24 protein-coding genes are annotated in these 24,806 nt (G+C 66.9%); 11 read left to right on the forward strand and 13 right to left on the reverse strand.

Annotated elements, in window-relative coordinates; translation table 11 throughout:
* Positions 1-233 precede the first annotated feature (233 nt).
* Both NMQ11_RS07450 and NMQ11_RS07455 read right to left on the reverse strand, forming a co-directional pair.
* Positions 234-1,274 carry a tyrosine-type recombinase/integrase gene (locus tag NMQ11_RS07450; protein ID WP_255170771.1) on the reverse strand — a complete coding sequence of 347 codons (1,041 nt, stop codon included), beginning with the start codon at positions 1,272-1,274 and terminating at the stop codon, positions 234-236.
* Complete coding sequence (locus NMQ11_RS07455) at positions 1,264-1,656, reverse strand: DUF5805 domain-containing protein (RefSeq protein WP_255170772.1); 393 nt, start codon at positions 1,654-1,656, stop codon at positions 1,264-1,266. Before NMQ11_RS07455 ends, NMQ11_RS07450 begins: the two co-directional genes overlap by 11 nt.
* A gap of 925 nt (positions 1,657-2,581) precedes the next feature.
* Between NMQ11_RS07455 and NMQ11_RS07460 the strand changes: the two genes are divergently transcribed.
* Positions 2,582-3,619 carry a methionyl-tRNA formyltransferase gene (locus NMQ11_RS07460; protein WP_255170773.1) on the forward strand — a complete coding sequence of 346 codons (1,038 nt, stop codon included), beginning with the start codon at positions 2,582-2,584 and terminating at the stop codon, positions 3,617-3,619.
* The gene (locus NMQ11_RS07465; RefSeq protein ID WP_255170774.1) at positions 3,612-4,319 is read left to right on the forward strand and encodes a polysaccharide deacetylase family protein; all 708 of its coding nucleotides are present in this window, start codon (positions 3,612-3,614) and stop codon (positions 4,317-4,319) included. Before NMQ11_RS07460 ends, NMQ11_RS07465 begins: the two co-directional genes overlap by 8 nt.
* Here NMQ11_RS07465 and NMQ11_RS07470 read toward each other — a convergent pair whose 3' ends face one another.
* The 3 genes from NMQ11_RS07470 to NMQ11_RS07480 all read right to left on the reverse strand — a co-directional run bounded on the left by NMQ11_RS07470 (position 4,320) and on the right by NMQ11_RS07480 (position 7,881).
* A complete protein-coding gene (locus NMQ11_RS07470) occupies positions 4,320-5,246 on the reverse strand; it encodes a phosphoribosyltransferase HisG-related protein (RefSeq protein ID WP_255170775.1) in 927 nt (308 codons plus the stop codon).
* 108 nt (positions 5,247-5,354) lie between these two features.
* Positions 5,355-6,983, reverse strand: a complete 1,629-nt coding sequence (locus NMQ11_RS07475) for an AAA family ATPase (protein WP_255170776.1) — start codon at positions 6,981-6,983, stop codon at positions 5,355-5,357.
* Positions 6,984-7,041: 58 nt separating this feature from the next.
* Complete coding sequence (locus NMQ11_RS07480) at positions 7,042-7,881, reverse strand: MBL fold metallo-hydrolase (RefSeq protein ID WP_255170777.1); 840 nt, start codon at positions 7,879-7,881, stop codon at positions 7,042-7,044.
* 132 nt (positions 7,882-8,013) lie between these two features.
* Between NMQ11_RS07480 and NMQ11_RS07485 the strand changes: the two genes are divergently transcribed.
* Entirely contained in the window at positions 8,014-8,766 is a 753-nt protein-coding gene (locus NMQ11_RS07485; RefSeq protein WP_255170778.1) for a superoxide dismutase, read from the forward strand.
* A 27-nt stretch (positions 8,767-8,793) separates the two neighbouring features.
* On the opposite strand, the gene dph2 is transcribed toward NMQ11_RS07485, so the two are convergent.
* Positions 8,794-9,843 (reverse strand): diphthamide biosynthesis enzyme Dph2, encoded by a 1,050-nt coding sequence (gene dph2, locus NMQ11_RS07490; protein WP_255170779.1) that lies wholly within the window; start codon positions 9,841-9,843, stop codon positions 8,794-8,796.
* Between the two features lie 92 nt (positions 9,844-9,935).
* Between dph2 and NMQ11_RS07495 the strand changes: the two genes are divergently transcribed.
* Positions 9,936-10,310 carry a YlbF/YmcA family competence regulator gene (locus tag NMQ11_RS07495; protein WP_255170780.1) on the forward strand — a complete coding sequence of 125 codons (375 nt, stop codon included), beginning with the start codon at positions 9,936-9,938 and terminating at the stop codon, positions 10,308-10,310.
* A 13-nt stretch (positions 10,311-10,323) separates the two neighbouring features.
* Here NMQ11_RS07495 and NMQ11_RS07500 read toward each other — a convergent pair whose 3' ends face one another.
* Together NMQ11_RS07500 and NMQ11_RS07505 are read right to left on the reverse strand one after the other, a co-directional pair.
* On the reverse strand, positions 10,324-12,513 hold the full coding sequence (locus NMQ11_RS07500; protein ID WP_255170781.1) for an LUD domain-containing protein: 2,190 nt from the start codon (positions 12,511-12,513) through the stop codon (positions 10,324-10,326).
* A complete protein-coding gene (locus NMQ11_RS07505; RefSeq protein WP_255170782.1) occupies positions 12,510-13,019 on the reverse strand; it encodes an LUD domain-containing protein in 510 nt (169 codons plus the stop codon). Before NMQ11_RS07505 ends, NMQ11_RS07500 begins: the two co-directional genes overlap by 4 nt.
* Positions 13,020-13,264: 245 nt before the next feature.
* On the opposite strand from NMQ11_RS07505, the gene NMQ11_RS07510 reads away from it, so the two are divergent.
* The 3 genes from NMQ11_RS07510 (at position 13,265) to NMQ11_RS07520 (ending at position 16,731) form a co-directional block, all read left to right on the forward strand.
* Positions 13,265-14,605, forward strand: a complete 1,341-nt coding sequence (locus NMQ11_RS07510) for an Nramp family divalent metal transporter (protein ID WP_255170783.1) — start codon at positions 13,265-13,267, stop codon at positions 14,603-14,605.
* A 105-nt stretch (positions 14,606-14,710) separates the two neighbouring features.
* Positions 14,711-15,625: a cell division protein CdpA domain-containing protein gene (locus tag NMQ11_RS07515; protein WP_255170784.1), complete on the forward strand. Its 915-nt coding sequence runs from the start codon at positions 14,711-14,713 to the stop codon at positions 15,623-15,625.
* An 83-nt stretch (positions 15,626-15,708) separates the two neighbouring features.
* A complete protein-coding gene (locus NMQ11_RS07520) occupies positions 15,709-16,731 on the forward strand; it encodes a disk-shape morphogenesis protein volactin (protein WP_255170785.1) in 1,023 nt (340 codons plus the stop codon).
* A 52-nt stretch (positions 16,732-16,783) separates the two neighbouring features.
* Here NMQ11_RS07520 and NMQ11_RS07525 read toward each other — a convergent pair whose 3' ends face one another.
* A complete protein-coding gene (locus NMQ11_RS07525) occupies positions 16,784-16,954 on the reverse strand; it encodes a zf-TFIIB domain-containing protein (protein ID WP_255170786.1) in 171 nt (56 codons plus the stop codon).
* Between the two features lie 157 nt (positions 16,955-17,111).
* Between NMQ11_RS07525 and NMQ11_RS07530 the strand changes: the two genes are divergently transcribed.
* The 3 genes from NMQ11_RS07530 to NMQ11_RS07540 all read left to right on the forward strand — a co-directional run bounded on the left by NMQ11_RS07530 (position 17,112) and on the right by NMQ11_RS07540 (position 19,855).
* Positions 17,112-17,513, forward strand: coding sequence for a DUF7961 family protein (locus NMQ11_RS07530; RefSeq protein ID WP_255170787.1), 402 nt, complete (start codon positions 17,112-17,114; stop codon positions 17,511-17,513).
* A gap of 10 nt (positions 17,514-17,523) precedes the next feature.
* Positions 17,524-18,156, forward strand: coding sequence for an METTL5 family protein (locus tag NMQ11_RS07535; protein WP_255170788.1), 633 nt, complete (start codon positions 17,524-17,526; stop codon positions 18,154-18,156).
* A gap of 274 nt (positions 18,157-18,430) precedes the next feature.
* Positions 18,431-19,855, forward strand: a complete 1,425-nt coding sequence (locus NMQ11_RS07540) for an FAD-binding oxidoreductase (RefSeq protein WP_255170789.1) — start codon at positions 18,431-18,433, stop codon at positions 19,853-19,855.
* A gap of 79 nt (positions 19,856-19,934) precedes the next feature.
* On the opposite strand, the gene NMQ11_RS07545 is transcribed toward NMQ11_RS07540, so the two are convergent.
* Positions 19,935-21,770, reverse strand: a complete 1,836-nt coding sequence (locus tag NMQ11_RS07545; RefSeq protein ID WP_255170790.1) for a rhomboid family intramembrane serine protease — start codon at positions 21,768-21,770, stop codon at positions 19,935-19,937.
* A gap of 139 nt (positions 21,771-21,909) precedes the next feature.
* Here NMQ11_RS07545 and NMQ11_RS07550 point away from each other — a divergent pair, with 139 nt between their 5' ends.
* Complete coding sequence (locus NMQ11_RS07550) at positions 21,910-22,194, forward strand: DNA-directed RNA polymerase subunit L (RefSeq protein WP_255170791.1); 285 nt, start codon at positions 21,910-21,912, stop codon at positions 22,192-22,194.
* On the opposite strand, the gene NMQ11_RS07555 is transcribed toward NMQ11_RS07550, so the two are convergent.
* The 3 genes from NMQ11_RS07555 to hisF all read right to left on the reverse strand — a co-directional run bounded on the left by NMQ11_RS07555 (position 22,191) and on the right by hisF (position 24,766).
* Positions 22,191-23,012, reverse strand: a complete 822-nt coding sequence (locus NMQ11_RS07555) for a zinc-ribbon domain-containing protein (protein WP_255170792.1) — start codon at positions 23,010-23,012, stop codon at positions 22,191-22,193. The two genes, NMQ11_RS07550 and NMQ11_RS07555, sit on opposite strands and share 4 nt — an antisense overlap.
* Positions 23,013-23,121: 109 nt before the next feature.
* Positions 23,122-23,838: a ferredoxin--NADP reductase gene (locus tag NMQ11_RS07560; RefSeq protein ID WP_255170793.1), complete on the reverse strand. Its 717-nt coding sequence runs from the start codon at positions 23,836-23,838 to the stop codon at positions 23,122-23,124.
* A 112-nt stretch (positions 23,839-23,950) separates the two neighbouring features.
* A complete protein-coding gene (hisF, locus tag NMQ11_RS07565) occupies positions 23,951-24,766 on the reverse strand; it encodes an imidazole glycerol phosphate synthase subunit HisF (RefSeq protein ID WP_255170794.1) in 816 nt (271 codons plus the stop codon).
* Between the last annotated feature and the right edge of the window lie 40 nt (positions 24,767-24,806).

A 24,806-nucleotide genomic window follows, 5' to 3' on the forward strand; every position in this document is an offset into this window, starting at 1 on the left:
CGCTCGTCACCTCCGACACTCGAGGGACGCGAGCGCCGAGACGCGCTCTCCGTGGCGCTGCAGAAGTCGATTTCCGCACTCCTGAATTCGATCGCCCGCTACCCCCGATAGGCGGAATTTCGTATATCGTGATATGGTTTGTACGTCGCGTGGGCGCCACTGTCACCTATCAGATAATGGATCTAACGTTCGACGAGGTCAGTGTGAGCACAGAAAACCGACGGTAAGCGTCGTTACAGCAGCGAGTAGATGTTCGCCTCGTAGACGGACCGAACCTGGTCGCCCCAGTTGTGGGTGTACGTGTCGATGACGTCGCTCGCGACGTCCCCGCGAAGGTACTTCACGACCCCTCTATCACCCGTTCGGTCGCGGAGGTGCGTCGTGAAGAAGTGCCGGAAGTAGTGCGGGGTGACGTTTTCTGCGGCGCCGCCTCCCGTCCGGTACCAGCCGCGTTCGCGGGCATGTCGCTCGACGATGTAGCGAACGTCCGAGGGCTCGAGGCGCCGCCCCCACGCGTCGCCCGTGTCGAGAAACAGCGGCTCAGCCGGCGAGACCGCGTCGGGACGGATCGCGAGCCACGGCTCGAGCGCTCGTCGTAGCTCCGCGTCGACGGGGATCACCGTCTCGCGCTTTCGCTTGTTCGACGCCGTCCGCTCCTCGCCGTTGACGACGACGCCGCGAGCGGGTTCAGCGGAGACGTACAGCGAGTCGGGTCGGGCGTCTAAGTGGACACGCGGCGTCCAGTCGATTTCGACGGTCGTGACGTCCGTGTGCAGATCCCGGAGATCCAGGTTACACAGCTCGCCGACGCGCATTCCCGTCTTGAGAAGCGTGAGGATCACGGCGCGCTCGAGGGGGTGGTCGATCTCCCCGACGAACGAGCGCATCTCCGCGACCGAGAGGTCGCGCCTCGTCGGGTTCGTATCGATGGATTCGTTCATCTCCTCAGTGACGAGCGCCATCGGATTCGATTCGAACACCCCTACGCGGTTCATGTAGTCGTAAAACCGGTGGGCGTAGGAGGCGTACGTCGCGACCGTACTCGGCTCGTGTCTGCCGCGAAGCGAGTGCACCCAGGCCATACACTCCCGCCGACCGGCGTTCTCGGGCGAAACGGGCGAACCGGTGTGGTCGGCGAGAAACGCCTCGAACTGCCGCAGGACGCGCTCGTAGGCCTCGAGCGTTCGCTCGCTCTTGCCGTGGTAGCGCTGATCGTCGAGGAAGTACGCGATCGGGTCCTCGACGACCTCCGGAGTCTCGGCGTCAGTCGCCATCGCCCCTCCCGACGACGGTGTACCCGCCGTGGCGGCCGCTGTAGCGAACCTCGTTTTCGGCCTGGAGTTTCTCGAGCGCCTCGTCGAGTCGCGACTCGATGTCCTCGCTGACCGCGTCCAGCAGCTCCTCCCACGAGTACGTATCAGACTCGAGTAACGAGAGGACCCGTGTTTCGAGCGCGTTACCCCTAGGGGTTGCGTCCTCAGAACGGGGTTCCTCTCGATCGGACTCGAACCCTCGTCTGCCGGCCTGTACCATCGATCTGACGAACTCGCTCTGGCTCATCCCCAGAGTATCGGCGTGTTCCTTCCACTCTTCTTTCTGATAGGTGGGGACGTACGTCTTGACCGCGACGTTGGACGTGTCCGCGGAATCGGCCATACGCGAGTCTCTCACCCCAGCACCTTCACTGTATCCCCTGTGTCCGGATAAGGGACTTTATCTTCAGCAGTGACTCCAGTAATACGTGATTGTTGGGCACTCAATTTCGTATATCGACTCAATTTAGTCCTGTGATTTCACATCTCTGTTACAGGTGTCTGGTCCCCTCTGTTGGGATATCGTTCGATCCGTGGTACACCAACATCGGTTCCAGAACCCCGTGATCGGTAACTCGTGGCTCCGAAATTCGCCGTCAGAGACTGCATTTTATCTGGTACATTCGCCAGGGTTGGCGCAAGTCGCGTCGTTTTCGGCGACGTCCCTATCCGGTTCGGAGACACCAACGCGCAAGTTGACCGTCCGACTGCTATCGAACGCTGGCAGTGCGGAGAGGCGGTGCTATGACGAGCACAGTCGCGCTTTCAGGGCGTGACGGCTGACCGGATTCTCGAGCGCACACGACCTCTCGAGCGGATCAGCGCGGAACCGTCGCGGAGGTCGTTCGAAATTCCCGTTCGCCGATCGGCTGCAGGTCCGTTCTCGAAGGCTCCAAGACGGAAGAAAAGAGAGGCGGACGATCCGACAGCGGTGTTGGTCGGCCGCGATTGATGGGCGAGCAGCGGTGCTGACGGTGTCTCGAGGGCAGGGCGTACACCTTCGAGTCGCCTCCGTTGTACCGCACGTATGCACGCCGTACGCGATCGTAGTCGAAGCGAACGCGTCGACCGCGAACGCCCCGTGAGCGCCCCGGTGTGGCCACACCATTGTCACCCGGTATTACTACCCATATTGGTCCGCGAGTGATCGAGGCGCTACTGACAAACTCCATAATGATATACCCAATTCGGCACCGCCGTCCGGTACGATCGACGAACCAGTCGGAAATCGGCACGTAACAATGGTCGTGGTCGTCACACCGGTGGACATGACGGACGCGAACCAGCACTCGGTCGTCTACGTCGGCTGCACTGCTCCCGCCAGAGACGTCCTCGAGACGCTGCTCGAGCGCGACGTTCCGATCACCGGCGTCGTCACGATCGGGCCGGAGATGGCGCGGGCGAACGCAGTTTCGGGGTATGCGTCGCTCGCGCCGGTCGCGGACGAACACGGACTCCCGGTGTACCGACCGGAGTCGTACTCGATGACCGGCGAGGCGGACCTCGAGCGGTTCCAGGCGTTCGATCCGGACCTGCTCGTCGTCAACGGCTGGCAGCGCCTCGTCCCGGAGGCGATCCTCGAGACGGCCACGTACGGCGCGCTGGGAAACCACGGCAGCGCGTTCGGACTGCCGGAGGGGCGGGGGCGCTCGCCGCTTAACTGGTCGCTCATCGAGGACCGCGACCGGTTTCTCCTCTCGGTGATCGCACTCGATCCGGGCGCGGATTCGGGCGACGTGGTGACGACGCGAAAGTTCGACATCACCGAGTACGACACCATCGAGACGCTCTACTACAAGGTGACGATGCTGCTCAAGGAGATGCTGCTCGAGGTGATCGAACCGATACTCGCCGAGGAGCAGCGTCGGGAGCCACAGCGCGGCGACCCGACGTACTATCCGAAGCGGACGCCCGAGGACGGAGCGATCCACTGGGGCGACGGGACCGACCGGGTGTACAACCTCGTCCGTGCGGTCGCCGATCCGTACCCGGGCGCGTTCACGTTTTACGAAGACGAGCGGGTGATGATCTGGGAGGCGATTCCGTTCTCGAGCGACATCGCACCGACGGCCGACCCCGGAACCGTCGTCGACGTCTTCTGGACCGGGGAGTTCGTCGTCGCCACCGCCGACGGCACGGTGCTGGTCAGGGAGTGGGAGGCCGACCGCTTTACCCCGGAGGCCGGTCAGGTCCTCGAGTCGACGGGCGAAAACGGCCGGATAGACGGCACAGAGCAGCGACACAACCTCTCGAGTACGCCGACCGACGGCGCCGAATCGGAGCCGGAGGTCGAAGCGGATGCCTGAACTCTCGGTTCCGCGGCGACTCGACTACAGCTTCGACGCGTACGAGCGGTTGCTGCAGTCGCTGCTGGACGACGGGTTCTCGTTCACCCGGTTCTCGACGATCGGACGCGACGAGATCGCGCTTCGCCACGACGTCGACCTCTCGCCGCGAACCGCACTCCAGATGGCCAGACTCGAGGCGGACCTCGGCGTGACGTCGACGTACTGTTTTCTCCTGACCACGCCGGTCTACAACTTACTCGAGGTCGACAACGTACGGGCGCTCACGGAGATCGACGCGCTCGGCCACGAGGTGGCGTTACACTTCAACACCCACCACTACTGGTCGTCCGAGCCCGACGTCGACGAGCTCACGACGATGGTTCGCGCGGAGTGTGACGTGATCGGCCAGCTCGTCGGCCGGACGGTCGACATCGTCTCGTTTCACCGGCCGCCGGAGTGGGTGCTCGGCGTCGCGTTCGACGGCTTCGAGAACACCTACCAGCCGGCGTTTTTCACCGAGCCGGTCTACCGGTCGGATTCGAACCAGAAGTGGCGAGACGAACCGCCGTTTCCGAACGGCCGGCCCGACCGCCTCCAGTTGCTCGTCCACCCGGGGTTGTGGGAGTCGTCGGCCCGCGAAATGCCGGAGATCCTCGAGACGATCGCCCTCGAGCGCCACGGCCACGTCGACACGTATCTCGGACCGCTCGGGACCTGATCACCGGGGGACTGACAGCGCGGTCTCCGATTCGACGCCGGTCAGCGCCGACTTGACGGCGGCGGTCGTCTCCGTCGTCTCGGCCGCGTTCTCCATCAACACCGTCTCGCTCGGGAACAACCGCTCGCCGAGTACCAGTCCGTGTTCGCCGGCCGTCGAGCCGGTAACCGTCAGGTAGACGCCGAGTCCGGTGTCGGCGATCGCCGCCTCCTCCTCGACTCCCGTCTCGGGGTACCGGAACTCGACTCCCTCGAGCGCCCGCGTTCCGAGCACGGCCTGGACGAGTCGCTCGTAGCGCGGGACGATACAGAGCTCGCCCTCGTAGGACTCGAGAAACGCGGGATCGACCGTCGCCGTGTGCGAGGCGACCGCCGGCGTCGCCATCAACGTGTGATACACCGTATCGCCGAGGCCCGTGACGACCCGGACGTCGGTGTCCGCCGGGTCGATTCGGGCGTTGACGTCGGCGATCCGCTCGAGGGGCTCCGGTCGCAGCTCGACGACCTCCTCGAGAACGAGATCGGCGCTGTCGAAGCCGAGCGCGAACTCGTGGGTTCGAAGCGCCCGGAACGGCTCCTCCCGGCCAACGAGCTGGAGACTGGTGCCGTCGGGGACGCCCTCGAGCCCTTCGAGCGGAATCGTAACGCTGTCGAAGACGATCCGGCGGGGCTTCCCCGCTCGGTCGTCGCGCACCAGGGTGTACTCCGGCGCGGTCGGCTCGTCGACGGCGCTGTACGTCGCGAGGCGGCGGTAGACGTCTCCGTCCGCCGACTCCAGTGATCCCTTCGTGACCGCCTTCTCGTGGCGAAGCGTCGAGCTGACGTCGTCGGCCAGCTCCGTGACGCCGAGTCGGCGCGCGAGCCGGTCGAGCACCGACTCGAGCGGCCGTCCTTTCCGCGGGATCGCAACCGGAATCGTCTCGCCCATCGCCCGGTGGTCGGGTACCGAGGGGTAAACGAGTTGCGCTTCGATGGACGGATACGGACACTCCTGTCCAGTCGTGGACAGCAAAAACGACCGCGGCGACGACGGGACTCAGTTCGAGAACATCGAGCCGAGCTCCGAGCGCCACTCGGTGATCTCCGCGACGTCCGCCGAAACCGCCTCGAGCTCCGACTCGACGTCCTCGACGGTCTCCTCGAGGTCGGAGAGTTCGTCTACGGTTTCCTCGACGTCGTCCTCGAGGGCGTCCAGGCTCGCGTCGTGTTCGTGGACGTCCTCGAGGAGGTCCGTGACGAGTTCGTCGGTCGCCTCGAGGTCGGACGCGAGGTCGGCCCGCTCGTCGTCGGCCGCCTCGACCTCCGTCTGGGTCCGCTCGAGGCGGTCGTCCACCGCCGCGAGCTCCGCCTCGAACGCCTCGAGTTCGGCTTCGAACCCGCGGATCAGCTGCCTGCCGGTGCCCTCCTCGTCGAGGAACTCCTCGAGGGCGCCCGTGTAGGCGGCGACCTCCTCGACGCGCGACTGGAGGTGGTCGACCTTCGCGATGTCGGGGCCGGCGGGCTCGAGGTCGAGTTCCGAGCGCAGCACCGCCAGGTCCGACTCCTCGAGTTCGCCCGCTCGGATTTCGGCGGCGAGGCGCGCGCCGACCGGCTCCGCCGGCTCCGCCTGTTCTACCGGCTCCGGCGTCGCCTCCCGGTCGGAGTCGGACGGCTCGTCGTCGGCACCCTCGCCGGCAGCATCCGACTCGTCCTCCACTTCGGGATCGGCCTCATCCGCAGCGTCGGCCGCCCGTTCCTCGGCGTCGGCGTCGGTCTCGGACTCGTCGGCGCCCTCGTTCTCGAGCGCCGTCTCCGGTTCGCCGTCGTCCACCGGGTCGTCGTCGGCCGACGACTCGAGAGCGAGCGGTTCGTCGTCGGCGTCCTCCTCGCCCTCGGCCTCGTCGGGGGCCGCCGCGGCCTCGAGGTCGAGTTCGATCGCCGGCTCGTCGTCGTCCAGTTCTGCGTCGGCGACGTCCTCGGGGTCGGGAATCTCGTCCTCGCCGAAGCCGAGGTCGATATCCGGTGTGTCGTCTTCCGGGTCGTCCTCGTCGTCGGCTGCGACGGGTTCCGTATCGACGTCGCCGAGGTCGAGGTTGAGGTCGGGCTCCGATTCGTCTTCGTCCGCCTCCGGCGGAGCCGGCGCCGCGATCGCGGCCTCCTCGTCGTCGTCCTCGAGGCCGGGGACGGCGTCGGCCTCGCCGCTCAGCATGTCCTTGACGACCTGGTTTCGGTCCTCCGAGATGATGTCGTCGATCATCGTATCGTCGACCTCGGCGGTCTCGGCGTCGTCCCCGGCGGGTTCGTCGTCCGCGTCGTCGGTCGGACCGTCGACCGCGAGCGCCGGCTCCGAGAGGAACTGGTCGACGTCCGTCTCGTCGTCGAGTCGGATCCCGTACACCGTCACGAACGACTCGTCGGGGTCGGCGACGCCGGAGAACTCGACGCGATGGTCCTGAAACGCCGTCCAGTCGTCGCTGTGGTACTCCGGGTGGAACCCGACGCTGTCCATCGGGAACGACGGTGGGATCTGTTCGGAGAGTCGGAACGGAACCGGTTCGTCCCGGTCGCACTCGATCTCGAACCGAATCGCTGGCACGGGGAACTCGTCGGCGGTGAACCGCTTTCGCACGGTCACCCCGTCGGCACTGACCTCGACAACCTCGTCCGTATCGGCGGTGCTGCTCATGGGTCGAACGTTACGAGAGAATTACCATAAAGGAAGCGGGCAGTATCAGATCTGGTATTTAGCGGCCGAGATCGACGCGATCGCCGATCTCGACGAGTTCGAGCCGCCGAGGGTACTCGAAGCTCCGGGCGTGGTGGTGAAGCACCTTCGGATCGGACGTCAGCCCGCGCCACATGTCCCAGTGAGAGGGGAGGAGGGCCTCGAGTCGGAGCGCTTCGGCGACTTCGACGATCTGATTCTCGTCGTTGTACCAGCGGGTGCGCTTCGGCTCCCCGGTTTCTTTCTCCGGCACGCGACCGACGGTGCCGAACGCCAGCGCGCCGAGGTCGATGTCGTACTGTTCGCCGATCCGGTCGAACTCGTCGGTCGGTTTCGTATCGCCGCCGTGGAAGAAGGTTCCGGCGTCGTGTTCGACGACGTAGCTCACGGGGTGGCTCGCGTCGGGGTCGTTCGCCGGCTCGACGTGGACCGTGAACTCGCCGATCTCGAGCGTGTCGCCCTCGGTCACCTCCTCGAACTGGTCGTCGGAGACCGCCCACTCGTCGGTCCAGTTCTCCGCCTCGCGGGCGACCGCGAGGCTGTCGTCGGGTGCGTACAGCGTCGCGCCCGTGTTCTCGAGGATCGGCGCCTGGCTGGGGCCGTGGACGTGGTCGGTGTGCTCGTGGGTCGCGAGCAGGGCGTCGGCCTCCCGAACGTCCTCGGGGTCGAACGGCACCGGGATCATCCGAACGGTCCGGGGTGGGTCACCGAGCCCGAGGTAAGGGTCGACGAAGATCGTCGTTCCCTCGCTCCCCTTTAAAACGAAGCCGTTGCAGCCGAGGTACCAGACGCCGACGCCGTCGGGGTGGGCGTCTTCGATGTCGCGGACGAGCCAGTCGCCCCAGTCGCTGGTGGACATACCCGAACCACGTTCGGGTATCGGCGTAAGTGTTGTCTTCGGCCGGGTCGGACTCGAGTCCTCGCCGTCAGTCACCCGCCCCGTCTCTCGCCTGCAGAACGTTCATCCACTTCACTGTGACAGTCACCAACGATGCGACGACCGACACCCGACAGGCGAACCGTTCTGCAGACGCTCGGTATCGCGACCGGGGCGGCGGCGCTCGGATCAACGCTCCCCGGCGTCTCGGCCGACGACTACGACGAAGCGAACGCCACACAGATGAGCTACGACCTTCCCGACCTCCCCTACGAGTACGACGCACTCGAGCCGCACATCGACGAACGCATCATGGAACTCCACCACGGCGCCCACCACCAGGCGTACGTCGACGGCGCGAACGAGGCCCTCGAGACGGTCGATGAGATGCGCGCCGAGAGCGACTTCGAGGGCGTCCGGGCGGCCAAACGTGACTTCTCGTTCAACCTCTCCGGGCACGTCAACCACGTCGTCTTCTGGGACGGAATGAGTCCGGACGGCGGCGGCGACCCCGACGGCGAACTGCTGGAGGCGATCGAGGCCGACTTCGGCTCGGTCGAGGCGTTCCGCGCGGAGTTCACCGCCGCGGCCGAGAACGTTGAGGGCGACGGCTGGGCGATGCTGTTCTACGAGCCGCTCGCGGACGGCCTCGTGATCGGCCAGCTCGAGGGTCAGAACGACCTCGCTCACCAGGGGTCGGTGCCGCTTCTGGCGCTCGACGTCTGGGAGCACGCCTACTACCTCCAGTACGAGAACGACCGGGCGGCCTACGTCGAGGCGTGGTGGAGCGTCGTCGACTGGGACGAAGTCGCCTGTCGGTACGAGGCGATCACGTCGGAGCGAGCGCACGCGGCGATCGAGACGTAGAACGGCTCGGGCGGAGAACCGGGGGCGCTACCAGGTGCCGTGGAACGTGTCGAAGGAGAGATTCTCGAGCGGCTCGTTGCCCACCGCGATCTCGTACTCGCCGGGGGTGAGCATCGGCTTGTGAAAGCGCGGGCCGTCGTCGGTCGTGATCCGCGGACAGCCGGTGTTGACGAAGGCGTCCATGTCGAAGTTCCGCAGGCGGTCGGGGGTGACCTCGTCCATCGTGATGAGGTAGGCGTCGTCGTTGTCCGCCAGGATCTCCTGGGCGGTCTCCCAGCGCCCCTGACCGATCTTGGTACAGAAGATGACGCCCCACTTCTCGGCGTCCATCGCGCGGTGGACCGCACCGTAGCGCTGTTTCATGAACTTCTCGGTGTCCGCCACCGTCACGACGTTGTTGACGGGGTCGGCGATCACGACGTGCTTCTCTGGGTGTTCCATCGCCAGCCCGAGCGGGTGGAACTTCCCGCCGCCGACGTACAGCACCTGGTCGGCGGGGACGTCCGCGCTGGCGTAGTTACAGCCCAGAACCTGGCCCTCGTGGGTGAGTCGGTCGTCGCCGCGGCGGCTGTATACCTCGTAGCCCCGGTCCTCTAAGAACGCAGTCATCTCCTCGTAGCGGTTCATGTGCTGGGCGGTCGTGACGAGGCCGACGCCTTCCGTTTCTTCCGGTGGCTCGAGCGTCTCCAGGGCCTCTTCCATGATCGGCGTCACCTCGACGTTCGAGAACAGCGGGACGTAGATCACCTTGTCCGTGTTCTTCATCGGCGAGTGGCCGAAGTGGACGAAGACGTCGGTGCGCTTCATCAGGTAGGTGTCGAGGTCGCAGGCCCCGTAGCAGGGCTGGCCCGAGAGCATGAACGTCACCTCGTCGCCGGAGAGCGCCCGCAGGTCGTCGGCCACCTTCGGACCGCGACGTTTCAGCCCCTCGGGGAACTGCAAGCCGACCGTCGTCGCGTCGCGCTCGTCGATCGCCTCGACGATCCGCTCGAGTTCGTAATCCCACTCGCGATCGTGTTTGAGGCTCATTCCGGTGTTCCGGAGGTCTCCGTCGCTGTACTCCGACTCCTGGCTCATTACCCGTCGTTACGGCCACGGACGTATAACGGCGGCGCTTTCTGCCCCTCCGGATCCGGCAGGTTGAAACCGCACGCCTCCCAACGACGAGTATGAGCATCGAAACGAGCCGCACGGAGGAACTCGGTCGGGAACTGGGCGAGGCGATCACCGAACTACCGGCCTACCGCGAGTTCGAGGCCGCCCAGACGGCCGTCGAGAACTCCGAGGAGGCCCAGGCGAAGATCGACGAGTTCGAGCGCATCCGCCAGGAGTTCATGCTCGCCCGCCAGTCCGGAACCGCCACCCAGGAGGACCTCCAGACGCTCCAGCGGACCCAGGATGAGCTCCACTCGATCCCCGTCATGGCGGAGTTCCTCGAGGCCAAGAGCCGGCTCTCGGGCCGACTCGAGGAGGTCAACAAGGCGATCTCCGAGCCGCTCGCGGTCGACTTCGGCGGCGAGGCCGGCGGCTGCTGTCAGGACTGAGGTTCTTTTCGAGCTACTGCGGCCCGACGTGTTCGATCGGGTGTCGAGCCGGCCGCTCGAGCAGCGCCTCGAGTTGCTCCCCACAGGAGGTGCCGCTCGCGAGCACCGTTTCCGCATCGGCGAACGAGTCGGCGAGGGGCTCGCCGACGTCCACGCTCAGTTCGTAGTAGGCGCGCTTGTAGCCGAAGCTGCCGGCCATCCCGCAGCACTCGACGTCTGACGTGCGAACGTCGTAGCCCAGACGCTCCAAGACGGCGACCGCGTAGGCGTCGGTTCCCAGCGTCCGGCCCTGGCAGTGGCCGTGGTAGGCGACCGCCTCCCCGTCGCCCGCACGCAGCGCGTCGGCGTCGGCGCCGTTCTCGAGCAGCCCGTAGACGTACTCCATGACGTCGTAGCTCGACTCCCGGAGCCGACGTGCGGACGCTGCGGGGAGCAGGCGCTCGTACTCGCGGTGGATCATCGCGTGGTCCGACGGCTCTATCACGACGACATCGCGGCCGGCGTCGACGTGTTCGGCGAGGCTCCCGTACACGTCGCTCGCGCGAGCGCGCGCCGTGTCGACCATTCCCTGGGACAGCGGTGCCCGCCCGCTCTCGCCGACCGGCGGCACCCGGACGGCGACCCCCAGCGACTCGAGGGCCCGAACCGTCGCCTTCCCCCGCTCGGGCGAGAGGTAGTTCGTGTACGTGTCGGGGTAGACGACGGCCTCGCGCGTCGCGTCCGCGGGGGCGACCCGGGAGCCGCCACGGGCGTCGAACCAGTCGATCAGCGTCCGGCGGGCGAACGTCGGCAGTTCCCGGCGTCGGTCGATCCCGACCGCGCGCTCGAGGACTGCGCGAACCGGGCGACTCGAGGCCAGCCGGTTCGAGACGGGCGCGGTCGCCGAGCCGACCCGCGCGAGGCTCTCGAAGTTGCCGAACAGCCGCTTCTGGAGCGTGAATCCGGGCGCTTCTTCGTCCGGCAGGAGGCCGTCGACGAGGTGGTCGAACCGGTCCGGGTCCTGCCCACGATTCAGGCGGTCGCGGACGACGGTGTTGATCCACGGGATGTCGATCTCGACCGGGCAGGCGTTCACACAGCGGGTACAGCCGGTACAGAGGTCGTTGAACTCCGCGACGCTCTCCGCGCCGTGAACTCCCGCCTCCCAGCCGGTGGCGATCCCGCCGGTGTACGTCTCGCCGCCGAAGGCGTGGCCGCCGACGGACTGGAAGTTCGCACACGAGTTCGCACACGCGCCACAGCGGATGCAGTACAGCGTCTCCCGGAGTTCGTCGTCCTCCCGGAGATCGAATCGGCCGTTGTCGAGCAGGACGAGGTGGAACTCGCGGTCGCCCCCGCCGAGTTCGTCGCTCTCGAAGTCGAGGGTCGGGCTCTCGGTCGGCGGGGAGAGCATGGAGACGTACTGGGCGATCGGCTGCCCGGTCGCCGCGCGCGCGATGAGTTGCACGAACGGCTCGAGTTCCGCCACCGACGGGAGCAGCTTCTCGACGCCCGCGACCGCGACGTGGGTGTCGGGCGTGACCGCGCTCTTTCGGGCGTTGCCCTCGTTGGTGACGAGGACGATCGTCCCCGACTCGGCGAGCACGAAGTTCGCGCCGGTCATCCCCATGTCGGCCTCGCGGATCCGCTCGCCGAGGTAGTCTCGCGCGAAGCGGGTCAGTTCCTCTGCGGTCTCGAGCGGTTCCTCGGGCTCGAAGTGGCCGTTGAACAGCGCCGCGATCTCCGCGCGAGACTTGTGCATCGCCGGCCCGACGAGGTGACTCGGCGCCTCGTCTGCGACCTGGAGGACGAACTCGCCGAGATCCGTCTCCCAGACGTCGATCTCGCGGGACTCGAGGTGGTCGTTGACCTCGATCTCCTCGGTGGTCATCGACTTGCTCTTGACGACGGAGTCGACGCCGCGGTCCGCGGCGACGGACTCGACGTACGCGTTCGCGTCGGCCGCGTCGGCGGCCAGGTACACCGTTCCGCCGTTGTCCTCGACCGCCTCGGTGACGCGGTCGATCAGCTCGGGGAGTTGGGCGATCGCGTCCTCCTTGATCCCCCGCGCCTCCGAGCGGAGTTCGTCGTAGGCCGGAAACGAGTCGATCGCGTCGTAGCGCTTCTCGTTGAGCAGGGAGGCGTTCGCCGAGACCGCGGGGCCCTCGGTCTCGAGGATCGCTCGAATCCGCTCGGCGCGGCTCTCGTCTGCGTTCCGGCTCATCGGTCGGTCACCACGACGACGTGGACCTCGCGGGGGCCGTGGACCCCCTCGACCAGTTCGCCCATGTCGGCGGTCGCGCTCACGCCGGTCGCGAACACGACGCTGTCGGTTCCGTCGGCGAACTCACCGGCGAGCCGGTCGAACGCGCCGCCGAGGTCGTCGTAGACGTCGCTCTCGGCGACGACGGCGACGTGTTTCGGCGGGTAGAGGCTCACGGGTTCCTCGCCCGCCGACGTCGACGGGATCGCGAGCGTTCCGTACTCCGCGATCGCGAACCGGGCCGGCGTCACGCCCGTTCTCGCCGACGCGAGCGAGTCGGGGGTCGGATCGGTGTCGACGGCCGTCGCCTCGAGCGCGCCCGGCGCGAACGGGAGCGGGGCGCCGACCGCGGGTTCGTCGATCACCCGCGCGACGTGGTCGGGGAGATCCGCGGCGGTCGCGGACGACGTGGTGACCGCGAGCGACTCGAGGGCCTCGGTCAATCGCTGTCGTGTCTGGCTGCCCATCTAGTACGGTGTTTGTGAGTCACACACCATACGTCCATCGTCGGGCGGTAGCGCTTGCCACCAGCCGCCCGCCGACCGCCGGCCGAAAGTACGTCGACGTAGAACGGTCCGTTCGCGGCGTGTCCTCGAGTGACATAGATTTACGTAGTGTTCGTGCTTCGGTTGGCGTGTCGCATGAGAAGAACTCACACGACGCGCCGACCGCTTCGACGAGTCCGGCCGAGTGCGGGCCGGGAGGAACGACCGTGACCGAACTGACGGACGAGGAACTCGAGTACCCCGCCGAATCGTGGACCGGATTCTTCAGGAACCACTTCGGGCCGTCGATGCTGTGGGCGCTGATCAGCATCGGCGGGAGCCACATCATCCTCGCACCCACGCTGGGAGGCTTCTTCGGCATCTTCGCGGTGTGGATCTTCCTGTTGATCTACGTCGCGAAGTACGGCGGCTGGGAACTGGGCATCCGGTACACCTACGGCGTCGGCGGCAACCCCGTCGAAGCCTACGGCGACCTCCCCGGACCGAAGAACTGGGCGATGTGGATCTCCGTGTTCATTTTTACCGTTCTCTACACGGGGATTACGGCCGCCGTCGGCTTCGGAACGGCCGCACTCGCAGCGGCGCTGACGCCGCTGGAGCCGCTGTCGGCGTACGTGATCCTGCTCGCCATCGCCGTCGTGCTCGTGCTGTTCTCGCGGTACGGCCTGCTCGAGAACATCCTCAAGGTGTTCACCGCGATTCTCGGCGGACTCATCGTCCTCGGCGTGCTGTTCGGGCCGCCGTCGACCGACGTGATCGCCGAGACTGCGACGGGGCTGCCCGAGGGGACCTCGCTCGCGCTGTTCGTCGGACTGTTCGCCGCCGCCGCCGGCTTCGCGCCAACTGGCCACAGCACCAGCATCCTGATCGGTAGCTGGTCGATGGCCAAGGACGAAGGGGCCCAGGCGCTTCGCAAGAAGGGAGTCGATCCCGACAACGAGCGCTACCACGACTACATCGCGGCCTGGATCAAGACCGGGCGCCGGGACTTCAACATCGGCTACGCGTTCAGTCTCGTGATCATGCTCAGCATGGTCGTTCTCGCGGCGAACGTCCTGTATCCGAACCCGCCGACCGACGAGAACCTCGCGTTCGTCCTCGGCGAGATCCTCAGCGACTCGTTCGGTCCGTGGTCGTTCTGGGCGATGCTCCTCTGCGCCTTCGCCGCGCTGTACTCGACGGTGATCACGCTCCTCGACGGCGCCTCGCGGGCGACGGCGGACATCCTGCCGCTGGCGCTCGAGAACGACGACCTCGACGGCGAGCGCATCCGCCGGTTCGTCGTCGTCGGAATAGGCATCGGGAGTCTGATCCCGATCGCCGTCATCGGCACCCTGCCGGTGACGCTCATCCTCTGGATCTCGGTGATCCTCGTCATCTTCGAGGTGTTCTTCTACCCGGCGAACTGGTACGTCGTCGAGCGCCGCCTTCCCGAGGCGTTTCGGCCGTCGACGACGTGGAAGCTCTACTACGTGGTCACGATCGTTCTGGTCGTGATCTTCGCGATTATGGGCGCAGCCGAGGAGCTCGGAATCCTCGGCGCGTGAGCGCGGGGGCGACTCGAGTCTCCCGCGGAACGTCCATCTCGACATATAATGCACCGAGTTGTTCGTCCGAAAAGTCATGTTCCTGGAGTGTAAACGGAGGGGGTGATGACTGCGGACTCGAACCCCGACGGGACCCTGTTCGACCTCTACCGCCGCTATATCGGCGAACCGGAGAACCGGACGGACGTCTACGGCGGATTCGGACTGTTCGTCGGTGGAATCGCCCTCGCGCTCCTCGCGTTGACGCTGTTCGTCGTGGCGAATCGGTACGAGACGACCGCCGGGTCGCCCTACTGGTCGTGGGCGCAGGCTGCCTACGCGCTGGGAATGCTCTCCCTCCCGGTCACGATGATCGGCGTCGTCACCCTCCTGCCTGCAGAGCGTCGCGTTCGCGGCGTCTCCGCGGCCGGCGTCGCCGTGACCGTCGGCGCCGTCGTCGGCTTCGTCGCGGCGTACCCCTCGAACTGGAACAACTACGGCGCCGACTACACCCTCGCGGTCGTCGGCGGCTACGCCCTCGGACTTGCAGCCGTCACCGCCGCGACCGGCGCCGCCCTCATCGCTCACTACCTCGATATGGCGCGGGCGGTCGAGGCGGTGCCCGCCGAGGAGGAGGCTGCGGCCGAATCCTACTCCGACGAGGAGATCCGCGACGACATCGACGCCGCGATGGAGGGCGTCGAACTCTCGTGGGGCGGCGTCGAGAAGACCGAGCACAAGCGGCTGAGCTTCTCCGAACACCAGTTCGACGACGCCGACGTCAACGTCGAGGCGAAGACCACCCGCTCGAGCGGCGTCGACGCGCAGGTCGCCGGCCTCAAGGGATTGAAAGGCGGCGACACGAAGACGGCGACCTCGAGTTCGACCGTCGACGATCAGACGGCGAAACTGAAGGAACTCAGAGAAAAACAGCGCCTCGAGGAGGTCGCGACAGCTGATTCCGGAGGATTCGTCGCCAGCGCCAGGGTCCGCCTGAACGGCGTCGTAGAGGGGGTCCGAGCGGCGCTCAACCGACGGTAATTCGTCCGGTCGTTCGGGACATCATATATAGACAGTCCTATTTTTCACATAGTTTTATAATCCGGTAGATACCTTGCCCGAATATGGCTAAGGGCCTAGACGTCGGCACGATGAACATCCTGTCGGCACAACAGGACGGTAACGACACGGTATTCGTCCAGCAACGAAACTCATTCGTCGAGATCGAGTACTCGGATATGGCGGAGCAGATGCTCTCGCGGAGCGAAGTCCTCCACATTCGGAAGGACGACAAGGTGTACGTCGTCGGCGACGACGCGCTGAACTTCGCGAACATCTTCAACAAGGAGACCCGCCGCCCGATGAAACACGGGATCCTCTCGGCCGACGAGAAGAGCGCGATCCCGATGATGAAGCTCATCATCGAGCAGGTCGTCGGCGAACCCGCCTATCCGGACGAGAAGCTGTACTTCTCGACGCCCGCGGACCCGATCGACGACGATCTCTCGACGCTGTACCACCAGAAGACGATCGAGTCGTTCCTGAACGATATGGGCTACGACGCAGAACCCATCAACGAGGGGATGTCCGTCGTCTACTCCGAACTCGCGGACAACAACTTCACCGGACTCGGCATCAGCTTCGGTGCGGGGATGACGAACGTCTGTCTCTCCTACTACGCGGTGCCGGTCATGAAGTTCTCCGTCGCCCGCGGCGGCGACTGGGTCGACGAGCAGGCCGCCCGCGCGACGGGCACGCCCGTCGACAAGGTCACCTCGATCAAGGAGAACGACTTCGAACTCGACTTCACGACGGACGTCGGCGGCGTCGAAGGGGCGCTGTCGATCTACTACGAGAACTTACTCGACTACGTCATCGAGAACATCGTCGCGGAGGTCGACGAGGAGGACGTCGAGGAGGGTCTCGACGTGCCCGTCGTCGTCACCGGCGGCACCTCGAGCCCCAGCGGCTTCGAGGCGCTGTTCCGCGACCACCTGGAGGACGCGAACATTCCGTTCTCGATCAGCGGCGTCTCCCACGCCGGCGAGCCGCTGTACAGCGTCGCCCGGGGTGGCCTCGTCGCCGCCCGCTCGGACGAGGACGTCGAACACGAAGAAGAGGACGTCGAAGCGGCCGCCGCCGAGTAACCGAGCCGAACCCGCTTTTTTGCGTCGACGCCGACGGAGCCGCAGGCTCGAGTTACCGCTCGTAGAACCGCTCGAGCGCGTCCCGCCAGGACTCGAGTCTCGGCCGGTCGCTCTCGTGGTCGACGGGGACGTCCGCGAAGCCACAGCGACCGCAGGCGATCGTTTCGACCTCGCCCAGCTCGAGTCGCTCGAGCGCGGAGCCACAGCGCGGGCAGTCGTCCATAGTGGTATCTGTCATCGAGCGTTCTTAACTGTATGCGGTTGCGTCACCGACGGGCGCGGTCGTCGTCCACTCGCTCGCTTTCGGGCCCTCGGCCGAGGGAGAATTACTACTAAGCATTTGCTAAAGCTTTTGTATGCGGCATGTGTATGGGTTCGTAATGAGCGCGACTCTCCCCCCGAACGTGGACCGAACGATCGAACGCTGTCGGCCCGAAGACGTCACGCCGGTCCGACTCGAGGCCGACGCCCTGGAGTCGACGGCGCCGGAGTACCTGCGGGATTTAAAGCGCGAGCTGAACCGCAACGGGCTGTTCCCCGCCGGGCTGACCGTCGACGCCTGCTTCGACGAGGACTGCTCGCTCGACACCCAGCGCGAGGTCGACCGGATCCGGTCGTACGTGCGCGCGGGTGCGTTCCTCGGCGTCGGTTCGGTGACCGTCGAGGCCGAGGAGGTGGCGAACCCCGAGAAGGTCCGTCCCGCGCTGGCGGCCTGCGCCGAGCGGGCCGACCGCGAGGGGCTCGCCCTCGAACTCGACGCACCCATTAGTCTCGAGTCCTGAACCACCCTCGATGCCGTCACGGCGCACGATCGCCCGCCGCCTCGAGTCAGTCCGCGACTTCTCCGACCCGTCGGTTTCCTTAGAGCAGTATCTCACGCCGCCGGAGATCGCGGCTCACGTCTGTCACCTCGCCGCGATCCAGGGCGACCTCGAGCGCGTGGTCGATCTCGGCACGGGCACCGGAATGCTGGCGATCGGCGCCGCCCTCGCCGGCTCGACGTCGGTCGTCGGGGTCGACGTCGACGCGGACGCGCTCGCGCTGGCGCGGGAGAACGAACGCGCCGTCCTCGAGCGTCCCGAGATCGGCTGGCTCCGGGGAGACGCCACCCGGCTGCCGCTCTGTCCGGCGGACGGGATCACCGTGCTCTCGAATCCGCCGTTCGGCGCCCAGCGGGGCAACGAGGGCGCCGACCGGGCGTTCCTCGAGACAGCCGCCCGGGTCGCGACCGTCTCTTATACGATCCACAACGAGGGGAGCCAGGCGTTTCTCGAGTCCTTCGCGGCCGACCACGGCGGGGAGGTGACCCACGCCTTCCGCGCGGCGTTCCCGATCGAACGGCGCTTCGAGTTCCACACCGACGACTCCCGGACGCTCGCGGCCGAGGTCTTTCGCATCGAGTGGTCCGGCGATCGGCCGACGTAGCGGAGCCGTGGCGACTCATCTCCCATTGCTGTTCACCGGGTGAACAGCCGTCAGGGGGCGACAGATTTTCACGGGATAAGACGATGCAGGCCGCCATCTAACAGTTCACCCATCCTTCCGCGTCGAGCTGCCCGGTGTGTCGACCCACCGATGGGGCAGACGAAACGGAGGGTCGAAACCACGAAGAGGAAGCCATGAAACCGCCGATTCACACCGATGTAGCGGCCAGAGAACCGTTTCCCGACCAGCTAACACGGCGATCCGACCGGGGCTCATGAGTCGAACGACCCTCACTACTCGAGACGGAGCCACGGCCTCGCTTCCGGCGGCGGCCCTCGAGTCGTTTAGCGAGCAGCTACGGGGCTCACTCCTCACGCCCGAAGACCCGGGCTACGAAGAATCGACGCGCACCTGGAACGGGATGATCGAGAAGACGCCCGCCCTCGTCGTCCGGCCGACGGGAACGGCCGACGTCGTAGCCGCCGTGAACTTCGCCCGCGAACACGACCTCTTGCTTTCGGTCAAGGGAGGCGGCCACAACATCGCCGGGACGGCGCTGGCCGACGGCGGGCTTACCGTCGACCTCTCCGGACTCCGCGGCGTCGTCGTCGATCCCGACGAGCGAACGGCCATCGCCCAGGGGGGCTGTCAGCTCGGCGACCTCGACCGGGAGACGCAGCTCCACGGGCTTGCGACCTCCTGTGGCTTCGTCTCGGAGGTCGGGCTGGCGGGGCTGACCCTCGGTGGCGGCTTCGGCTATCTGACCCGCCGGTTCGGCTGGACGGTCGACGACCTCCTCGCGGTCGAGATCGTTACCGCCGACGGCGAGGTCCGCCGCGCCAGCCGCGAGGAGCACCCCGATCTCTTCTGGGCGGTTCGCGGTGCCGGTCACAACTTCGGCGTCGTCACCTCGTTTACGTTCCGACTCCACGAGGTCGGGCCGACCGTCTACGGCGGGCTCATCGCCTGGCCGTTCGAGCGGGCCGCGGAGATCCTCGCGGCCTATCGAGAGCTCACCGCCACCGCGCCCAGGGAGCTCACGGCGTTTCTGCTCATGCGCCGGGCACCGCCGGCCCCGTTCGTCCCTGAAGCGTGGCACGGCAGGCGGATCTGTGCGATGGCAGTTTGCTACAGCGGCGACCTGGCCGCCGTCGACGAGGCGCTGGCACCGATTCGGGCGCTTCCCGACCCCATCGTCGACGTGCTTCGAGAGCAGTCCTACACCGAGATCCAGTCCTACCTCGATGCGACCCAGCCGAAGGGGAACCACTACTACTGGAAGACCGAGTTCGCCGCCGAACTCGAGGACGACCTGCTGGCGACGATGCGGGAGTTAGCCGCGGACAACCCTATCCCGGGCGGCCAGTTGCTCTTCGCACACGTCGGCGGGGCGCTCAACGAGCGCGACGCCGACGATGGGTCCGTCGGCAACCGAGACGCCCGATTCGTCTACGGCGCAGCGGGCATGTGGGAGCCGGACGACCCGGACGGCGAACGGTACCGCGAGTGGGTTCGCGATGCGTGGAAGGGGTTCCATCCCTTCTCGACGGGTAACTACATCAACTTTCAGACCGCCGACGAGAGCCGGGGGCGAATCGAAGAGACGTACGGACGCAACTACGACCGACTCCTCGAGGCCAAGGGGCGATACGACCCGGCCAACGTGTTCCGGGTGAATCGGAACCTCCAGCCGACGTGAGCCGGTGCGGAGACGGTTCACCCTGACCCTCGACGCGGGGTCGAACGCGACACGGGCCGCTGTCCCCTCACCGCGACGATCAGTCGTAGCTCTCCGCGCTCGCAACCTCGACTCGCGTGCCGTCGTGGATCGCGTAGATCGCGTCGTCGTCGTACTCGAGTGTCAGCCCGTTCGCGTCGACGCTCTCGTTTTCGGCGGGTAGATCGACCATCGCCTCCTCGCCGTCGGCCGATGTGACCGCGAGGCGGAACTCACCTCCCTCGGAGTGTACCGTCACGTTTCGATCGGCGATCGTCGGATCGGCCTGCGATGCCTCGGACTCGTAGGCGAGCGACCGGTCGCCGTCGCCGACCCGTAGCCACACCTGGTAGACCGAGCTGTTGCCGGTCGCGGACCAGCCCTCGCGGTCGACGTGAACCGCCTCCCGCCAGCCGGGGCCGCCGACGTAGACGGTCGCGTCGCCGCTGTGTGCGAGCCGACTCGTCGTCGTCGCCTCCATCCAGATGTTTCGGTCGGCGCTCGAGACGATGACGCCGCTGGACTCGAGGCTCGTCGCGTTCTCGAACGGGCCGGCCTCGATGACCGGGACGAGCTGGTTCTCGGTGCCGTCCGTGTACTCGACGGTGTAGTCGCCGGCGGTAACCGCGCGCTCGGAGGTGTGCTCGCCGTCGACGACGAACAGGTTGACCGGAATCGCCGGTCCGGAGATCAGCGCGACGACGAGGACCACGACGACCAGCGCCGACGCCCGCCGGCCGGGCCACCGGTTGCTCGAGGCGGCGCGCGACCGGCGCGTGCCGCCGGCGATCGCCGCGATCCGTTCGAAGCGATCCCCGTCGGCGTCCCCGCCAGCGCCGGCGGCACCGAGCGAGAGCGAGCGCGTCGAGGGGAGCGGGCGGGGACGCCGAACCGTCCCCGATCCAGCGTCGGCGGGGTATCCGCGAATGCGCTCGAGCCACCGGCCGGGTCGGGGCGGACCGAGCGGCCGGTCCGACGCCGTTACCGCGAGCGTGAGCACCACCGCGAGGGCCGTGACGACGACGACGCCGGGACCCTGCAGGAGGATGTAGACGTTCTCGCCGCCGAACCAGTAGATCGCCCACAGCGACTTCGAGAACGCAAAGAAGAGCAGCGCGATCCACAGCGCCAGCGGGTCGGGGCGGTAGCCGCGGCGGTGGAAGACGACCGCGGCGAGGACGAACCCGAACAGGAAGCCGATCGCGTGTCCCTGGATGGCGATCGTCGCCCACGACGGCGGTCCCGGCGGGCTCGCGGTCGCCTCGTAGAACCGGATCGGCTGCTCGAGGGCGCGGTAGATCGTGAGGATCGTTCCGTGGGCGCCGAGCGTCGCGAGAACGGTCACGATCGGGTAGCGCACGATGGCGAACCCGGCGAACGCGAACACCACCCCGGAGAAGCCGATGACGGGGCCGACGGCGAACAGGCTGGTGAGCAGCCCGACCGCGATGACGACCAGCGGAAAGACAACCAGCGCCCGCACCCACGGGTTCGTCCGCCAGGACGGCGCCGATTCCCGCGACCGGGGGTAGTGACCCCACGCGTACTCGGCGATCGGTGCGACGACGAGTGCGCCGGTCAGGTTACCGATCAGGTGCCCCGAGTCGGCGTGGGAGAACGACGACGTCGCCATCCCGAGCGGCGAGAAGTACGACCAGGCCCGGTAGGGAATCGTGACCGGGTTCCGGAAGTCCGTGATGCCGTCCTGGACGAACAGGTAGACACAGAGGACGAAGGTACAGACGACGAGCGTTCCCCACGGCACGCCCCAGACGAGACGCGCCCGGAGCACGTCCCGCCAGCGCCGACTCGAGCGGTCGACGAGCCTGATCGCGCCGACCGACACGAGGACGGTCGCCACGATCACCAGCGCGAGCCCGCCAGTGAGCGACAGCATGGTACGACCTACTCGCGGGATGGCATAGGGTTTACCAAAGGGAGCGACGACGCGGGCCTCGAGGGACGTCCGCGGTCTCTCGCCGGCCTCGAGGGGCGGCTTCGAAAGGTACAAGCGGCCGACGGACCCACGGAGATGTATGGAGCTGCGGGTCACCGAGAGTAGCGATGACGAGCTATCGATCGAAATCAGCGGCGAGGATCACACGTTCATGAACGTGCTCAAGGGCTCGCTGCTCGAACACGAGAACGTCGCCGCGGCGACGTACGACATGAACCCAGAGCAGTCGGGTGGGCAAACCGACCCGATCCTGACGATCAAAACCGAAGGCGGCGTCGCCCCGCTCGACGCCCTCGAGGAGGCCGCGATCAGCGTCCGCGAGAAGACGACCGCGTTCCGCGAGGCGTTCGAGGCGGCGGCCTAACAGGCGACGTAGTAGACGAACACGGACCCGTCCTCGCCGACGTGAACGTCGAGTCCCTCTGTCTGTCCCTCACCCGTGAGCAGCGACCGGTGTTCTTCGAGTAGCTCGTCGGCGAGGAACGCGGCGAGCGCGTCCTCGTCCTCGTACTCCTCGATTACCCCCGCGTCCGTCCGGACGTCGACCCCGGCAGCCCCGTCCGAACACGCGGGATCGAACTCGCCGAGGGGCGGCCGGTCCGCCGGCTCCGTCCCCTCGTCGTGGGCGATCACCAGCTGGCGGTTGCGGTACTCGGCGAACGCCGCGAGCCCGTCGTCGTAGCTCCGTGCCGAGACCTCCGCGGTCGTTCGCTCGGCCTCGAGGCGGTCGTGGACCGCCAGCTCCGTCGCTTCGAGGTCGATTCCCGACGCCTCCGTTCCCTCGCCGGGGGCGTCTGGCGGCGTCGGTGTGCCGACGCCCGGCAACACCGACAGCGGGACGAGTCCGGTCGCGAACAGGCCGACGACGACCACCAGAACGAGGATGACGGGCGAGTACGGTCTCGCTACCTCGAGCCAGCCCGGCACCTCGAGGTCGGTGTCGAGGTCCTCGTAGCGCTGCTCGCGTTTCTCGAGGTCGGGATTGCCGCAGCGAGAGCAGGGCGGGGAGTTCTTGACGTGCTGGCGGCCGCAGTTCGGACAGACCCAGATGTAGGCGGGTGCGGTGTCGACGGTCCCCGCCTCGCCGTCGGCGAGGCGTTCGAACCGCTCGTTCCCGCAGGTTTCACACGGCGGGTCGTTCCCCTCGTGGGTCCGACCGCACTGGGTACACCGCCAGGTCACTGCTAGAACCGGGCGACCGAGCGGCTATAAGCGTACCTCAATTCGTCCGCCCGCTCCGGGGACAGCCATACTCGAGCGACCGATCGTCGGATCGTCTTGTCCGACAGTGTCAGCCGTCGGCCGCGTCGGACTCCCACCCCTCGGTGAAGATCCGGTCGCCGTCGAACCCCGCCTCCGCGAGCAGTTCCTGCGTCTCGACGACCATCTCCGGAACGCCGCAGACGTAGGCGTCGGCCGCCGCGGGATCCTCGATCGGTTCGAGCGTCCCGGGGAGGTGGTCCTGGACGTGGCCGGTTCGGCCGCCCCAGTCGTTCTCGGCGTCAGAGAGGACGTACTCGACCGAGACGGTCGCGTTGCTCGCCCGGAGCTGCTCGAGGCTCTCCCTGAAGATGAGGTGTTCCTGATCCCGTTCGCCGAACACCAGGCGGGCGTTCCCCTCCCCGTCGCGGGCGTACTGGGTGAGCATCGGATACAGCGGCGTGATCCCGGTTCCCGTCGCGATGAAGACCGCATCTCTGGTGGGGTCTCTGAGGTGGAGGTTGCCGTCGACGGGCTCGAGTTCGATCTCGTCGCCGGGGCTCCGCTCGTGCATGTAGACCGAGGCGGTGCCGTCGTCGTAGCGCTTGATCGCGAGCACCAGATTGTTCGTCCCCGGTTGCGCGATCGCCGTGTAGGGTCGGGTCACTTCCTCCCCGTCGCTCTCGAAGTGAATCGTCGTGTGCTGGCCCGGCTCGTACTCGAAGGTGTGACCGTCGACGACGAGCCGGAACAGCTTCACGTCGGGAGTCATCCGGTGGACGTCGGTGAGCGTGGCGGAAAGGGTCACACTCGAGCGCTCACCGGACAGCGAGATAGACGTGGGGCCGGCAGCTTCCTGTTCCGGTCGACTCGCGTGACCCGTCCGGTCGGCGACGGCGGCCGGCGGCTCGACGGAGGTACTAACGGCGTACCGGGACGTCTCGCTCCGCGAGGTAGGACTTGACGTCCGCGATCGAGTACTCGTCGAAGTGGAAGATCGAGGCCGCGAGACCGGCGTCGGCCTCGGCCTCGGTGAACACCTCGTACATGTCCTCGGGGCCGCCACAGCCCGAGGAGGCGATGACGGGCGTCTCCACGGCGTCACAGACGGCTTTCGTGAGGGGGACGTCGTAGCCGTCCTTGGTGCCGTCCTTGTCGATGGAGTTGACGAACAGTTCCCCCGCGCCGCGGGATTCGGCCTCCGTGGCCCACTCGAGGACGTCGATTCCGGTTCCCTCACGACCGCCCTTCTTGGTACACTCGAACCAGCAGGACTCGCCGTCGACCTCGACGTAGTGTTCCCCGCCCTCGTCGAACCGCCGTTTCGCGTCGACGCTGATCACGATACACTGGCTGCCAAAGGCGCGGGCACCCTCGGTGATGAGTTCGGGACGCTCGAGCGCGCCGGTGGTGATCGAGACTTTGTCCGCACCCGCCCGCAGGGTCTCCTTGATGTCGTCGGTGGTTCGAATGCCGCCACCGACGGTCAGCGGGATGAACACCTCGTCGGCGACCCGCGAGACGACGTCGAGCATCGTCTCCCGGCCCTCTGCGCTCGCGGTGATGTCGAGGAAGACGAACTCGTCGGCGCCGGCCTCGTTGTACTCGCGGGCCATCTCGACGGGGTCGCCGGTGTACTCGAGGTCCTCGAAGTGGACGCCCGTGTACACCGCCGGGTTCCCGTCGTCGTCGATATCGACGTCGATACACGGGATGATGCGCTTTGTGAGCCCCATGTTGTGTCTGTCTCGAGGGAGGGGGCGCGGGTAGTAAAGG

This window comes from Natrononativus amylolyticus (assembly GCF_024362525.1).
Classification (GTDB): Archaea; Halobacteriota; Halobacteria; order Halobacteriales; family Natrialbaceae; genus Natrononativus; species Natrononativus amylolyticus.

Coding starts and splice junctions, on each gene's coding strand:
- NMQ11_RS07495 (WP_255170780.1), top strand. CDS start 9,936: ATGAGCATCGAAACGAGCCGCACGGAGGAACTCGGTCGGGAACTGGGC.
- NMQ11_RS07500 (WP_255170781.1), bottom strand. CDS start 12,513: ATGAGCCGGAACGCAGACGAGAGCCGCGCCGAGCGGATTCGAGCGATC.
- hisF (WP_255170794.1), bottom strand. CDS start 24,766: ATGGGGCTCACAAAGCGCATCATCCCGTGTATCGACGTCGATATCGAC.
- NMQ11_RS07530 (WP_255170787.1), top strand. CDS start 17,112: ATGAGCGCGACTCTCCCCCCGAACGTGGACCGAACGATCGAACGCTGT.
- NMQ11_RS07460 (WP_255170773.1), top strand. CDS start 2,582: ATGACGGACGCGAACCAGCACTCGGTCGTCTACGTCGGCTGCACTGCT.
- NMQ11_RS07545 (WP_255170790.1), bottom strand. CDS start 21,770: ATGCTGTCGCTCACTGGCGGGCTCGCGCTGGTGATCGTGGCGACCGTC.
- NMQ11_RS07550 (WP_255170791.1), top strand. CDS start 21,910: ATGGAGCTGCGGGTCACCGAGAGTAGCGATGACGAGCTATCGATCGAA.
- NMQ11_RS07475 (WP_255170776.1), bottom strand. CDS start 6,983: ATGAGCAGCACCGCCGATACGGACGAGGTTGTCGAGGTCAGTGCCGAC.
- NMQ11_RS07480 (WP_255170777.1), bottom strand. CDS start 7,881: ATGTCCACCAGCGACTGGGGCGACTGGCTCGTCCGCGACATCGAAGAC.
- NMQ11_RS07450 (WP_255170771.1), bottom strand. CDS start 1,274: ATGGCGACTGACGCCGAGACTCCGGAGGTCGTCGAGGACCCGATCGCG.
- NMQ11_RS07455 (WP_255170772.1), bottom strand. CDS start 1,656: ATGGCCGATTCCGCGGACACGTCCAACGTCGCGGTCAAGACGTACGTC.
- NMQ11_RS07525 (WP_255170786.1), bottom strand. CDS start 16,954: ATGGACGACTGCCCGCGCTGTGGCTCCGCGCTCGAGCGACTCGAGCTG.
- NMQ11_RS07485 (WP_255170778.1), top strand. CDS start 8,014: ATGCGACGACCGACACCCGACAGGCGAACCGTTCTGCAGACGCTCGGT.
- NMQ11_RS07465 (WP_255170774.1), top strand. CDS start 3,612: ATGCCTGAACTCTCGGTTCCGCGGCGACTCGACTACAGCTTCGACGCG.
- NMQ11_RS07505 (WP_255170782.1), bottom strand. CDS start 13,019: ATGGGCAGCCAGACACGACAGCGATTGACCGAGGCCCTCGAGTCGCTC.
- NMQ11_RS07515 (WP_255170784.1), top strand. CDS start 14,711: ATGACTGCGGACTCGAACCCCGACGGGACCCTGTTCGACCTCTACCGC.
- dph2 (WP_255170779.1), bottom strand. CDS start 9,843: ATGAGCCAGGAGTCGGAGTACAGCGACGGAGACCTCCGGAACACCGGA.
- NMQ11_RS07540 (WP_255170789.1), top strand. CDS start 18,431: ATGAGTCGAACGACCCTCACTACTCGAGACGGAGCCACGGCCTCGCTT.
- NMQ11_RS07535 (WP_255170788.1), top strand. CDS start 17,524: ATGCCGTCACGGCGCACGATCGCCCGCCGCCTCGAGTCAGTCCGCGAC.
- NMQ11_RS07470 (WP_255170775.1), bottom strand. CDS start 5,246: ATGGGCGAGACGATTCCGGTTGCGATCCCGCGGAAAGGACGGCCGCTC.
- NMQ11_RS07520 (WP_255170785.1), top strand. CDS start 15,709: ATGGCTAAGGGCCTAGACGTCGGCACGATGAACATCCTGTCGGCACAA.